The sequence below is a fragment of the Methanoplanus endosymbiosus genome, from assembly GCF_024662215.1.
Classification (GTDB): Archaea; Halobacteriota; Methanomicrobia; order Methanomicrobiales; family Methanomicrobiaceae; genus Methanoplanus; species Methanoplanus endosymbiosus.
This window is the reverse complement of the sequence record NZ_CP096115.1, coordinates 2,192,145-2,205,491: the sequence shown is the minus strand read 5'-3', so window position 1 is coordinate 2,205,491 and position 13,347 is coordinate 2,192,145. Positions and strand designations below refer to the sequence as shown.

At 44.9% G+C, this 13,347-nt stretch carries 14 protein-coding genes; 5 read left to right on the top strand and 9 right to left on the bottom strand.

Going from position 1 to position 13,347, the window contains the following annotated elements:
- Nucleotides 1–58: 58 nt before the first annotated feature.
- The gene (locus tag L6E24_RS09795) at nucleotides 59–1,885 is read right to left on the bottom strand and encodes an ABC transporter ATP-binding protein (RefSeq protein WP_257741806.1); all 1,827 of its coding nucleotides are present in this window, start codon (nucleotides 1,883–1,885) and stop codon (nucleotides 59–61) included.
- Nucleotides 1,886–2,000: 115 nt separating this feature from the next.
- Between L6E24_RS09795 and cfbC the strand changes: the two genes are divergently transcribed.
- Genes cfbC through L6E24_RS09780 form a run of 3 tightly spaced genes read left to right on the top strand, consistent with a single transcriptional unit; the run spans nucleotide 2,001 to nucleotide 5,059 of the window.
- The gene (gene cfbC, locus L6E24_RS09790) at nucleotides 2,001–2,825 is read left to right on the top strand and encodes a Ni-sirohydrochlorin a,c-diamide reductive cyclase ATP-dependent reductase subunit (protein ID WP_257741805.1); all 825 of its coding nucleotides are present in this window, start codon (nucleotides 2,001–2,003) and stop codon (nucleotides 2,823–2,825) included.
- Nucleotides 2,785–3,870, top strand: coding sequence for a nitrogenase component 1 (locus tag L6E24_RS09785; RefSeq protein WP_257741804.1), 1,086 nt, complete (start codon nucleotides 2,785–2,787; stop codon nucleotides 3,868–3,870). Before cfbC ends, L6E24_RS09785 begins: the two co-directional genes overlap by 41 nt.
- Nucleotides 3,860–5,059: a nitrogenase component 1 gene (locus tag L6E24_RS09780; protein WP_257741803.1), complete on the top strand. Its 1,200-nt coding sequence runs from the start codon at nucleotides 3,860–3,862 to the stop codon at nucleotides 5,057–5,059. Before L6E24_RS09785 ends, L6E24_RS09780 begins: the two co-directional genes overlap by 11 nt.
- A gap of 15 nt (nucleotides 5,060–5,074) precedes the next feature.
- On the opposite strand, the gene L6E24_RS09775 is transcribed toward L6E24_RS09780, so the two are convergent.
- The 8 genes from L6E24_RS09775 to L6E24_RS09740 all read right to left on the bottom strand — a co-directional run bounded on the left by L6E24_RS09775 (nucleotide 5,075) and on the right by L6E24_RS09740 (nucleotide 12,440).
- Nucleotides 5,075–5,599: a NifB/NifX family molybdenum-iron cluster-binding protein gene (locus L6E24_RS09775; protein WP_257741802.1), complete on the bottom strand. Its 525-nt coding sequence runs from the start codon at nucleotides 5,597–5,599 to the stop codon at nucleotides 5,075–5,077.
- A gap of 115 nt (nucleotides 5,600–5,714) precedes the next feature.
- Nucleotides 5,715–6,308, bottom strand: coding sequence for a CDP-alcohol phosphatidyltransferase family protein (locus tag L6E24_RS09770; protein ID WP_257741801.1), 594 nt, complete (start codon nucleotides 6,306–6,308; stop codon nucleotides 5,715–5,717).
- A complete protein-coding gene (locus tag L6E24_RS09765) occupies nucleotides 6,305–6,817 on the bottom strand; it encodes an adenylate kinase family protein (RefSeq protein ID WP_257741800.1) in 513 nt (170 codons plus the stop codon). The genes L6E24_RS09770 and L6E24_RS09765 overlap by 4 nt, the downstream gene beginning before the upstream one ends.
- Nucleotides 6,814–7,869 carry a pyridoxal phosphate-dependent aminotransferase gene (locus L6E24_RS09760; RefSeq protein ID WP_257741799.1) on the bottom strand — a complete coding sequence of 352 codons (1,056 nt, stop codon included), beginning with the start codon at nucleotides 7,867–7,869 and terminating at the stop codon, nucleotides 6,814–6,816. The genes L6E24_RS09765 and L6E24_RS09760 overlap by 4 nt, the downstream gene beginning before the upstream one ends.
- Nucleotides 7,853–8,992: an aspartate aminotransferase family protein gene (locus L6E24_RS09755; protein WP_257741798.1), complete on the bottom strand. Its 1,140-nt coding sequence runs from the start codon at nucleotides 8,990–8,992 to the stop codon at nucleotides 7,853–7,855. Before L6E24_RS09755 ends, L6E24_RS09760 begins: the two co-directional genes overlap by 17 nt.
- 219 nt (nucleotides 8,993–9,211) lie before the next feature.
- Nucleotides 9,212–10,129: a glutamine-hydrolyzing GMP synthase gene (guaA, locus tag L6E24_RS09750; protein ID WP_257741797.1), complete on the bottom strand. Its 918-nt coding sequence runs from the start codon at nucleotides 10,127–10,129 to the stop codon at nucleotides 9,212–9,214.
- A gap of 46 nt (nucleotides 10,130–10,175) precedes the next feature.
- A complete protein-coding gene (pyrG, locus tag L6E24_RS09745) occupies nucleotides 10,176–11,762 on the bottom strand; it encodes a glutamine hydrolyzing CTP synthase (RefSeq protein ID WP_308219118.1) in 1,587 nt (528 codons plus the stop codon).
- 270 nt (nucleotides 11,763–12,032) lie between these two features.
- Entirely contained in the window at nucleotides 12,033–12,440 is a 408-nt protein-coding gene (locus tag L6E24_RS09740) for a PaaI family thioesterase (protein WP_257741796.1), read from the bottom strand.
- 117 nt (nucleotides 12,441–12,557) lie between these two features.
- Here L6E24_RS09740 and L6E24_RS09735 point away from each other — a divergent pair, with 117 nt between their 5' ends.
- The gene (locus L6E24_RS09735; protein WP_257741795.1) at nucleotides 12,558–12,785 is read left to right on the top strand and encodes a hypothetical protein; all 228 of its coding nucleotides are present in this window, start codon (nucleotides 12,558–12,560) and stop codon (nucleotides 12,783–12,785) included.
- Between the two features lie 44 nt (nucleotides 12,786–12,829).
- On the top strand, nucleotides 12,830–13,333 hold the full coding sequence (locus L6E24_RS09730) for a DJ-1/PfpI family protein (protein ID WP_308219117.1): 504 nt from the start codon (nucleotides 12,830–12,832) through the stop codon (nucleotides 13,331–13,333).
- Nucleotides 13,334–13,347 lie beyond the last annotated feature (14 nt).

Genomic DNA, 13,347 nt, shown 5'->3' with positions numbered 1-13,347 from the left:
GACATTTGTATCAATCTCTGATTTAGGATCTCGGATCAGCGAAAGGGTAGTAATCTATTTAGCAATCCATAGAAGATATATCCTTATCCTCATTCTGTCCCAGATACAAATTCCAGTATACCCCTTTTAATTCCATTAAATCCTCATGCGAACCGCTTTCAACAAGTCTCCCATCCTTTAAAACACAAATAAGATCAGCGTTCTGAATTGTTGACAATCTATGGGCAATTGTGATCACCGTCATATTTATAGATAATTTTTCAACAGACTCCATAATTTTCTGCTCAGAGATATTGTCAAGAGAACTTGTAGCCTCATCTAAAAGCAGAATTTCAGGTTTCCTTAGAATAATCCTCGCAATAGCAATTCTCTGCCTCTGACCGCCAGACAGTTTTATTCCCTGATCCCCGATAATTGTGTCATATCCCTCTCCGGCCTCCATGATAAAACCATGCGCATCAGCAAGTTTTGCCGCATTGATTATGTCCTTATCAGAACAGTCCAGACCAAATCGGATATTCTCCTTTATTGTATCATGATAAACAAAAGTTTCCTGCCCGATATAACCCAAATGGCGCAGATAATCAGAATGATCAATATCATTTAAATTCACACCATCAACAAATATTCCTCCGGATGAGGGTTTATATAAAAGTGCAAGAAGATTTGCAGCTGTAGTTTTCCCGGAACCCGAACTTCCAACAATAGCAACCTTAGTATTTTTATTTACTTCAAGTGACAGATTCTGAATAGTATTTTCTTTTGTACTATCATATCTAAAAGAAAGATCATGAAATTCAATTTTTTTCTCAAACGAAAATTTTAATTTTTGTGATTTACCTGAATTATCCGACAATCGAGATTTGTTCAACTCATCCTCAGACAGAATATTATAAACCATCTCAAGTGCAGGAAGGTATTGCACCAGAGCAGACAAATTACTCTGTACAGCAGTCAGGGAAGGTACAAGACGATATAATGCAAGCATGAATGTACCAAATATTCCAATATAAGGAATGAAGTTGCCACCTGTGAAAAAATACAGAAGTATCCCACCAAGCGCAATGATTGAGAACATTATAAAATCATTCGCAATGGACGGGATTTTGGACAATGCATTTACATTTAAATATGCTTTTAAGAGACTGTTTATTGAAGATTCATACTTTTTCTTCCAGACTCCGACTGAACCGGTTATGAACATCGTTTTGATTCCGGAAATAAACTCCTGGTAAACAACTGATTTTTCCATCAATGATCTATTCAGTTCACCACTATTCCTGTAAACACGTGAAAATAATTGCTGTTTTACAAAAAATGCATATACTGCACCAAGAACCATAACACCAATAGTCAGCCAGAATGAAAGATAAAATAAAAATAACAGGTATAACAGTGACAACAATGCATTTCTTAAAAGTTCAACAAACTGATTTATGGCCATGCCAGACTCTGTAACAGCACCCTGACCAATATATAATAGATCCCCCTGTTTTTTTGACGCAAAAAAACTATACGGCCTGCTCTGTATTGTATCAAAAACCCTTCTGTCCAGTGAATCACGAACTGTTGCAAAAAGATATGCTCCAGCGTATGCAACAACCGCATAAAACCCTGCAATAATAAGTGTAGTTATAAGAAGCAGAAATGCAGCTGCCAGAAACGGATCAACCGATGAAGGAATAAGAAAATCATAAAATGCATCCAGAAGTTTTGGTTGGTTTTCAACGCCAAGACCGTAATTAATTATTGGATATACAAGCGAAATTCTGAATACTTCCAAAAAACTCAAAATAATAACAGCTATTAGATACAGAGCAATTATCTTCTTAAAAGGGCTGAAAAGATAGCGCATTATCTTTACAGAATCACTGATTATTGACATTGTTGAGTTAACCTACAGACAAATATGACAATAATGATACTTTAAGCAACTGCTACCTTATGATATTAAACAATTCCAACAACCATATTTCCCTTTCAAAACAAACCAATATACAATGAAACAGATCGCCCTGTACGGCAAAGGCGGAATAGGAAAATCAACAACCTCAGCAAACCTCTCCGCCGCTTTATCTGAAAAAAAACTCGATATCCTCCAGATAGGCTGCGACCCAAAACATGACAGCACCCGGATGCTCATGCGCGGGGAATGGATACCAACAGTCCTTGATCTCATTCGGGAAAACGGCGAGAAGAACCTGACAACAGAAGACATAGTCCACAAAGGCTACAACAACATCCGCTGCGTAGAAGCCGGCGGCCCGGAACCCGGAATCGGCTGTGCCGGACGCGGCATCATAGCAACCTTCCAGCTCCTCGAAAAGCTCAAAGCACTCTACGGTGACATCATCGTATATGACGTTCTTGGCGATGTCGTCTGTGGCGGCTTTGCAATGCCTATGCGTGAAGGCTACGCTCAGGAGGTATATCTGGTTACCTCCGGAGACTTCATGGCACTGTACGCCGCCAACAACATCTGCAAGGCTATTGCAAGACTGTCAAAGCGGTCAAAGAACCGGTGCAGACTCGCCGGAGTCATCTGCAACTCAGCCAACATAGAGGGCGAGAGAGAACTGGTGGAGGAATTTGCCAGGAGCATAAACTCTGAGATGATAGCCTTCATTCCAAGAAGCAAAACCGTCAGAGTCTCCGAGGTAAACAAACGAACAGTTCTTGAATACGCGCCGGAATCAGAACAGGCAGAAGTGTACAGAGAACTTGCAGATAAAATAATCAATAACAGACCTGCGGCAGACAAAACACCTACCCCCCTTGAGATGGATGAACTTGAAGACCTCGCACTCAGATATATCAAGGCATGAAGGTTGCACAATACAGGGCGCTCTATCTATAACCGCATTTGTTGATGACGCAATAACAATAATACACGGCCCGTCAGGCTGTACCCACCAGTCATCAGCATTCTTTTACTCAGCCCTGATGTACAACGGCTATTTTGACATACCCTTCATACTCTCAAGCGAAATAAACGAAAACGACATAATATTCGGCGGGGAAAAAAAACTTGCAGAAGCTATAGAAAAGGCACTCACATACAACCCAAAGGCAGTATTTGTCCTTGGCACATGCGTATCCGCAACGATAGGGGACAGCATAGAAGAAGTCTGCCGGGAATATACGGACATACCCGTAATTCCGGTAAACACCGCAGGATTCCTCGGCGGATCATTTACCAGCGGATTTGAAGAGGCACTTCTCGCAGTCTCCGCCCTGATTGCCGAAGATGAAAACGCCATTCTCAAAAAAACAAAAAAACAAAGCAAAACCAAAATTCCGTCTGTGAACATAATCGGAGAGAAAAACCTCGAATCTGACATAGACGAAAACTATGCCGAAGTAAAGAGACTCCTAAAACTCCTCAATGTCGGAATCAACATGCGCCTTGCAAGGCACACATCAGTAAGCGACATACAGAATATGAAAAGCGCGGATCTGAATATATTCCGCGAAAAATTTCCGGACACCATAACAGACCATTTCACCCAAAAAACCGGCCTGAAATATATAGAAGAGTTCCCCGCCGGATTTACAGGCTCTATAGAATTCATAAAAAAAGTCGCGGAAAAGTTAGATCTCAATCCCGGATATGCTCTTGCAGAAGAAAGAAAATACCAGCAGTCCATCATTGAAGAGTTCAGTGACATAAAGGGCAGAACAATTAATTTTGACTCATTCGGCTTTCAGAATGCAGATTATGACATCCTCAATGAGATGTCAGAATATTTCGGAATAAAGGTGGATGATGACGGCACTGAAATTCCCATACCATTCTCAGCGCCGGTTGGGAGTACAGGCATAAAAAGAATGCTTCACCAGTGGAGGAGGTTTCTCAGACATGCAGAATAATGATAATACCGGCCATAACGCATGTTTCAACCCCCTCTGGCCGTGTGCCATGGTCGGTGCGGCATCCTTCCTTGCCGGAATTAAAGATCTCGGAGTAGTCATAAACGGTTCAAGCGGATGCTATTACTTTGCCGAACTCGCTATACCTGATCCCTTAAGCAGCACATTTCTGGTACAGGATGAAATTATATTCGGCACAGAAGAGCGCATAAAAGAGATAATAGATGGCCTCTCCGGCATATACGATAAATTCGCGGTCATCAATACATGCGTGCCGTCACTCACAGGTGACGACATAACCGGCTTTCTCAGCGACTATGACACCCTCTTCGTTGACCTGCCCGGATACTGTGGCGATTTTGATTACGGATACAAAAAAGCAGCAGAAGCCATCGGAATAACACCGGATGCCGGCAGAGAAGGGGTGAACATAGACGGGATCTGCTCCATTGATCCCTTCCATGCCGGAAACTTAAACGAATGCAGAAGGCTGCTCTCACTTGCAGAAGTGCCTGTTGAGGCAATCCTCTCATCTGACAGTTACGACTCAGTAAAAAACCCTTCTGACTTCAGCATTACAGCAAACCCGGATTACGCAGTATCGGGTGCCGGACACAGCCACTCTGTGCTTGGAATAAAGAATACCATCAGGGCATTTGAAGCACTCGGAGAGCTGATCCCGCAGTGCAGACCGGATAAAGTACTGGAAGAGGCTGAGAGCGCAGAAGAGAATATCATCAAAGCCTGTGACCGGTTCTTAAGAAAACACGACCCGCCGGCAACTGCAATATTTGCAACGGAAGGGTATGCCGGATATACAGCAGAAATATTTCAGAATTATCTGGATGCCAATATACTGTACACAGGACTCAGAAACAATCTGTCACCTGAAGACCACAGGCCGGATAAAATTCCGGAATACAACAAAAAATCTGAAGATCAGCACAATAGATACAGAAAAGATTACGTCAATGACCTGAAGACCATAACAGAGATTCTTAACCACGAAAAACCTGATCTCATCATTGGATCGTCATTTGAATCTGTAAAATACCCCAAAGCTAAATTCTTCGGGATAACCTTCCCGTCAAGGGAGAAGATATCACTCCACAACGCACCAATAACCGGAATTGAAGGAGAACTCTGTTATATTGAAAATATCCTCAATATTCTGAGCAGAAAAAACTGAAGATAAAGGAAAAAATCAAAGCGACATCAGACCACATTTGGGGCATTTATCCCCTCTCTCCTTAATATCTCCAGAAATATAGCCGCACCTGCCACAGACATGAGACCTTTGGGCATGTTTCGCACCCCTGCGCCCAAAGTAAAAGCCTGAAACATCACTTCTGCCGGAAAAATCGCCATCCGCAATATATGAATAATCATATAACGAGAGATCTCCGGCAAGGTATCTCTCAAGGGCCTCAGAGATCCTGCAGCCACTGGCAGCATAAGCAGCAACCCCGCTCTCCCTGAAGACACCACAGGACTGCGGGCCAAAATCTCCGGCAATCACAGAGTCAATACCGAGATCTGCCAGAGCCTTAGCCGAGATAGCACCTGCACTACAGGGAATATCTCCGGCAGAATTTTTTACCGACTCAAGACTGACCAGATCTCCGGACATTACAGTAGCAATACAGAAAACCGGTGACCTTGCAAAGACAGGTGAAACCTCATCAGCAATCGTTCCTTCCCCAAGCGCAGCTATAGCTATTTTTTTCATAATCAAAACCCCATCAAAAACACCTTTGCCTGAGTTAAAGATCAATTCCAATCATATTAAAAATATGTTATATTTACAAAATAGTAAATTAAGTGAAATTTACAGGACAGATACATCAGATATTATTCCAGACATGAATAAAACGCTGAATAGCTGTAAAATGCCCCAGAACTCCGAATATAACCATCAGCCAGCCAAAAGCATTCAGACCGGCAATATAACCCGGAAATGCCATAAATATTAACCCTGCTGCTATTGTCAGAACAAGCCTGTCGGCCCGCCCTAAAATTCCACCATAGAAACGGCCCGCACCAACAGCCTGTGCCTGAGTGCCGAGATATGACGACATAATTACGCCGGTAAGCGCAAAAACCCCTACCGTCCAGGGTGCAAGGCTGCCTGCAAAGATTCCGCAGATCATCACGATATCAGCATATCTGTCAAGGACATGATCAAGAAAGTCCCCTTTAAGGCTTGCAGTATGCATCTCACGTGCAATAGCTCCGTCAATAGCATCAAAAAAGGCATTAAGGAAGACAAATATCACACCCGCAAATACAGCTGAGATATAAAAAGCATATCCGGCAATCACTGAAGCAATGAAAGCGATAACTGTGCACGTATCCGGCCTCAGGCCAATACGGACAGAAAATCTCGCCACAGGTTCAATAATTCCCTTTACCTTTGGTCTGAAGCTGTCAAGTGTCATACTAATGTACCTATATAATCCGACCAGTCAGTATTCCCAAAGGAATAACCCACTTTTCCGGCCAGAAACTCTTCAATAATATCTGCTGTCTCTTCAGGAGTCAGAAAAGTACAGTCAATCTCCAGAATATGTTCTTCCGGATGTATATCAAGTGTTTCAATCAGTACTGAATCCAGACATTCAGCCTCAAGGTTCTCATGAACCTTCTCCTCCGGATATCCACGCGAACTCAGACGCTGTGAAAGAATATCGGGCCTGAGCCTTAAAATAACAACCCTGTCTGCATCAAGGATATGTGTCAGATGGCCTTCAACAACCGCATCGGGTTTCCCAAACTCCTCATACCATTTATCCTCATCAATGACATCTGCATTCCTCTCAGAGTCTCTCTCAAGGATATAGGGTTTGACTGTATCATTCTGCCTTATAACATTAAATCCGCGTGCCTCAAGAATTCCGGCAACAGTTGACTTGCCCGTTCCCGGAGTACCGGTTACAGCAGCCATCATAGCGGGTTAAACACCTCTAAAAACCTCTCACACTCCCAGTCTTCCCCTATACTGACACGAATGTAGTTATCACCCAGTCCCGGAAAACTTGTGCATGACCTGACAATAACTCCCTTCTCTGCAAGCATCTCAACCATTTCATCACCCCTGTACGGGGAGACATCGAACATCACAAAGTTTGCACCACCCGGCACTGCCTTAAACCTGGTTTCAGTCTCAAACCTCTTCCGCCACTCCCTGACAGAAGATACATAACCCTCAATATATGCAGGCTCTTCAAGAGCTCCCGCAGCCGCTGCCGCAGATACAGAATTCATAACAAAAGGTGTCTGCGCCCGGTTATAGTACTCCTCAAACCATTCAGGGATAAAGGCATAGCCAACCCGCATACCTGCAAGCCCATATGCCTTTGACATCGTCATCCCGATTATCAGGTTGTCATATTTCTTCATAAGAGAGCGGTAATCAGTATCACAAAAATCAACATACGCATTGTCTAAAAAGAGCAACCCGTCAATGCCCTCAAGAATCTCCGCAACCACTTCAGGAGGTGTCACTGTCCCGGAAGGATTATTCGGAGAACAGAGAAATGAAAGCTTGCAGCCCTTAGATTTCCGGATGAAAACCTCAGGGTCAACAGTAAAGTCATCCTCCCTTCCGATACCGACAAACTCTCCGCCCTGCGCCCTTACTGCAAGGCCATAAAAGGAGAATGTAGGGACTGAGACCGAAACTCTGTCACCCGGATCTATAAGTGCCCTTAAAGTGGTCTCAATTACGCCATCCATACCAACTCCGGTTACGAATGTGTAATCGCCATGCCTCGCTGCAAGTGCATCCTTTAACTCCCTCATCTTCTCATCAGGATACCGGTTGCAGACCTCAAGGGCACCATATGCCTTCCTTACTGCATTAGGGAAGGGAGGGTAAGGATTTTCATTGCTGGCAAGCTTTGCAGGATTGGCATAACCGGCACTGCGGGCTATGTCTGCTGCTTTTGTTGCAAAGACATAGCCTCCGCCTGAATAAACATCCCTAATCAAATGACGCATTAATCGCCTCAACAGCACTATCAATCTCACTGTCCGAGATTGTCAGCGGCGGAACAATCCTCAGATTGCCATGCCCTGCACAGTTGACCAGAACGCCCTTCTCCTGGCATCTCTGCTGCACTCCCGGACATTTCTCCTCACCGGCAGATATACCGATCATAAGCCCGTTTACACGCGGATTTAAAGCAGCAAGGCCGCTTCTGAACCTCTCCGACTTCTCCGGAATCTGCGGGAGAATCTCCTCTATCACTTCAATGGTTGCAAGCGCAGCCGCACATGCTATCGGCCCGCCGGCGAAGGTGCTGCCATGCTCACCCGGATTGAATGATAAACCCTCACGTGCAACAATTGCACCCATCGGAAAACCGCTTGCAATACCCTTTGCCATGGAGACAATATCCGGATTTACTCCGGCATTCTGGTATGCAAACCAGCTGCCTGTACGTCCCATTCCGGTCTGGACTTCATCTGTAATCATAAGCGCTCCGGTGTCATCACAGATGTCCCTGATTCCCTTAAGGAAGCCCTCAGGTGCGGGAATAACCCCTGCTTCACCCTGGATACATTCTACAAAAATGCCTGCTGTATCCCTGTCGGCCAGTTCTGTTAAGGCTTCAAGATCACCATAGTCAGTAAAGTCACAATATGGCTGAAGCGGCCCGAAAGGCTCACGTATAGCCGGTTTGTGGGTCACTGCAAGGGAAGCGCAGGTTCTTCCGTGAAAACCATCCTTAAACGAGATGAACTTACTCCTGCCGGTTCTGATCCTTGCAAGCTTCAGGGCTGCCTCATTGGCTTCTGCACCGGAGTTTGCCATAAACACCCGTCCGCCTTTAAGCCCGGAGATCTCCACAAGCTTTTCTGCAAGTTCACCCTGGTTGGGTACATAATATAAATTGGAGACATGAATCAGCTCCTTTGCCTGACTGCATATCGCCTCAACAACCTTTGGGTGGCAGTGTCCCGTACTGCATACAGCAATGCCTGCAACACAGTCGAGGTATTTCTTCCCTTCATCATCCCAGACATATGAGCCGCTGCCCTTTACGATCTTCAGATTGCGCTTAAATGCCTGCATAAAGTAGCGGCTGTCGAGTTCTTTTGAGTCCGGATTATTCTTCATTCATGATCACGACTGAATAATTATATAGATTTATATCAAATCCCGGAATATTAACAATTCCGGCGTTCATTGCAATTAACATTAAATATGGGCTAAATTTCGGTTAAACATAAGTTGAATTTTAACCGGATTTTTAATTGAAACCAAAGACCCGGATATTATTCCGGGTGCTCATGGCCCGCACAGAATATAAGAAAATATGGGATATTACCCACAGATTTACTCGTATTCAATTGTTGCGGGCGGTTTTGGAGTGATGTCATAGACAACCCTTGATACACCCGGAATTTCGGATGTGATTCTGGTTGCCATACGGTGCAGTGTCTCCCAGGGCACTTCCACAGGGTCTGCTGTCATGGCATCCCTTGAATATACCGCCCTTACCGAGACAATCCATCCGTGAAGCCTGACATCGCCCTTGACTCCTGTGCCAAGTCCGATTACAGCTGCAAGGCACTGCCACGGCTTAAACTTTTCAACAAGTTCCTCCTCGGCAATTGCGTTTGCCTCCCTTACAATCTCAATCTTCTCTTCCGTAATTTCACCTACACAGCGCACTGCAAGGCCGGGGCCGGGGAAGGGCATTCTGTGCTGAATTTCGAGCGGAAGTTCAAGTGCACCTGCGACATCCCGCACTTCATCCTTATAGAGATCAATGAGAGGCTCAATGAGGCCCTCAAATGCAATATCGTATGGGAGACCTCCGACATTGTGGTGGCTCTTAATGCCGCCCTCACTCTCTATGACATCAGGGTATATCGTACCCTGAAGAAGGTATGCAGCTCCTGTCTTCTTAGCCTCGCGCTCAAAGATTCTGATGAACTTCTCACCAATGATCTTTCTCTTCACTTCAGGATCACTGACACCCCTCAGTGCATCAATAAACTCGTCCCCGGCATCAACCACATCAAGGTTGATATCGGAGAAGAGAGACTTAATTCTCTCAGTCTCCCCCTTCCTCATAAGTCCGGTATCGACATATATTGATACGAGATTTTCACCGATTGCGCGCTTTGCAAGCTCAGCACATACCGATGAATCAACTCCGCCTGAGAGCGCCATTACAACTTTCTTACCCTCGGCTTTCCCGCGGATTTCCTTTATTGCACTTTCAATGAATTTTTCTGTATTTACCATAATTATTCTCCGGTACTTTTACTCAGATTATTTTCAGGAAGGCCTTTTACTCCTCTTTCATCCTGTATTTTTTGCACGCATCAACAAACCCAAGGTATGGCGGTGAAGGCTTTGTCGGTGTTGACCGGAATTCCGGGTGGAACTGTGTTGCCAGGAAGAAGGCATCACTGCCCGGAAGTTCACAGACTTCCATTCTGTTGCCGCTCCTTCCGGTGAATTTCAGGCCGGCCTCTTCGATCTCATCGATATATTCAGGATTTACCTCATACCTGTGCCTGTGCCTCTCAGTAATCTTTCTGCTGCCGTACAGTTTCTCAATCATAGTTCCGGGCATCAGATCGACATCACAGTTACCAAGTCTCATAGTGCCGCCAAGGTCAGTTACATCCTCCTGTTCCGGAAGAATTGCAATGACATTCTTTTCAGCACCCATCTCCTCAGAACCTGCTCCCTCCCAGCCAAGGACATCTCTTGAGAATTCTATGACTGCCATCTGAAAACCAAGGCAGAGTCCGAGGAATGGGATCTTATTCTCCCTTGCAAACCTGATGGCCTGGATCTTTCCTTCAATACCACGGTTACCAAATCCTCCGGGTATTAATATGCCGTCCATCTCAGCAAGTTCACTCTCATCATATGACTCAGCATCAATCCAGTGGATATCAACCTCGGTTGAGAGATGCCTTCCTGCATGGCGCAGTGCTTCTTTTATACTCAGGTACACGTCCTCAATGCCGTATTTGCTGACGATTGCAATTGAGGCACGGTTGGTGTACTCCCGGCTGACAACCCTGTACCAGTCATTGTCTGCCTCCTTCTTCTCAAGCCCCAGCAGATCTCTTAAGACATCTGCAAGACCTTCCTTCTCCATCTCCATCGGCACTTCATAGATGTCAGCCGCTGTTGCGGCAGAGATGACAGCGCGGTGTGAGACATCACAGAACTGTGAGATCTTCTTCTTTGTACCTACACCCATCACAACATCGCTTCTTCCGACTATGATGTCCGGATGAATACCAAGCTCACGGAGCATCTTTACTGAATGCTGGGTTGGCTTTGTCTTGTGATCGCCCATGTTGTCAACAGGCACAAGGGTGACATGGACAAGTGCTATGTCCTCCTTTGGGAGTTCACCGTGCATCTGGCGCACAGCCTCAAGGAAAGGCATACTCTCAATGTCACCAACAGTTCCGCCGACCTCAACGAGGCACATATCGGCTGTCACTCCGTCCTCAAGCGGATTTGAAGCTGCGCTGGTGATGAACTCCTTGATCTGGTTTGTGATGTGCGGGATTATCTGAACTGTCCCTCCAAGATAATCGCCGCGCCTCTCCTTCTCAATAACAGTCTGGTACACCTTTCCGGTTGTGATATTATGATCAGATGTCAGGCTTATGTCAAGGAAACGCTCATAATTGCCAAGATCCAGATCAGACTCTCCGCCGTCTTTGAGGACAAAAACCTCTCCGTGCTGTGCCGGATTCATGGTCCCTGCATCAATGTTCAGGTAAGGGTCTATCTTGACCGCAGTAACCCTGTAGCCCCTGTTCTTAAGGATTCTTCCTATCGACGCGGTGGTGATTCCCTTACCAAGACCGCTCATAACTCCGCCGGTTACAATTATATACTTCAAATGACCCTCTCCATAAATATCAGCAGAAATGAAATGTCCACAATATGTCCATAAAATTATTACTGCAAACCGGAATCTGAACTGTCAGATTTCCGGATTAAATCTACTCATATATATGATTTTTTTTACAGATAAAATCGTTGATGAAGCCACCGGAAAAGGAGTTTTCTGCGGAATAATCAAAGGCAGAATGTACTGTATTTCCGGCGGGGACAGATGGAATTGTCCGGACAGATGGAATCATCCGGAGCAGTGCATATTACACAAATATCAGCCGGTGATAAGAAAAGATGCTGAAGTCCTTGAATAGACAGTGCTGCCGTCTTCTGAGCAGGTTATACTTTCAGCAAAGATCAGCTTTCTGGTTTTTTTTATGATTTTTGCCTTAGCAGTCAGAATTCCGCTCTTCAGACCTTTGTAATAATCTGTTGACTCGGAGACTGTTGCAATGCCCTTTCCCTCTTCAAGGACTGTAAATATCGCAAGAGCCATAGCCTCATCTGCCAGTGATACATATACGCCGCCCTGAAGCCATCCTGCGCCGTTTAACATATCCCCCCTGACTTTCATGGACAGTTCTGCCCGCCCGCCACCAAAGTCTCCTGCTTCAATGCCCATCAGGCAAAAGTAAGGATTTGCAGCGTTTCCTTTTGATTTAATATCTTCAATATACGACATATTAGAATAACCCTTAATTATCTTTTAACTATATTCCGGATTAAAATGGCATTTTCCATTTATGCCAACAAAATATCAAACCGGAAATTTATTTTTCACACAGATTATAACAAAAGTATGAATGACGAAGAGAGGCAGATGCTTAAAGATCTGCTGTGGCTCAACTCCCTCATAGCAACCGAACTTATACAGATAACCGAGAACACATCGGGGATACTGAGAAATGGTGATGTGCCGGAGTCATGCAGGGTTGAGCATAACGAACTGAGGCAGAGGGCGCTTGAGATTGCTGACAGATGTAAACCTGACACTATGCTCAGGCAGCACCTGGAGAAACATCAGTAATATTATACTTTTTTAAGCCTCACATTTCCTGTATGAAATTGCTGATGGTGGTAGCACCTAAGAGATACAGGGAAGAGGAATTTGAAATACCCGCAGAAATCTTTGAGGAGGCCGGAATTGAATTTGATGTCGCATCAACAAAGGCAGGTGAGTGCGAAGGTATGATGGGGGGCATCATTGAGGCAAAACTTGCGATTAAGGACGCAAAAGAGTCAGATTATGACGGAATTGTGATTGTTGGCGGCCTTGGCGCAAGTGATTTCCTCTGGTCGGATGACGATCTGAAAACCCTCACTGAAGAGTTTGGAAAATCAGGGAAGGTCATAGGCGCAATATGCCTTGCACCGGTAATTCTGGCACGCGCAGGACTCTTAAAGGGCAGGCAGGCAACAGTCTTTGAATCACCTGCATCCTTAAAACTGATAGAAGAAGGGGGAGCAAATTACCTGAATATTCCGGTAGTCTCAGATATGAATATAATAACTGCAAATCATCCGACAGTATCAAAGGGATTTGCCGAAGCAATTATTGAAAAACTCGGCTGCTGACTGAACAGATAACT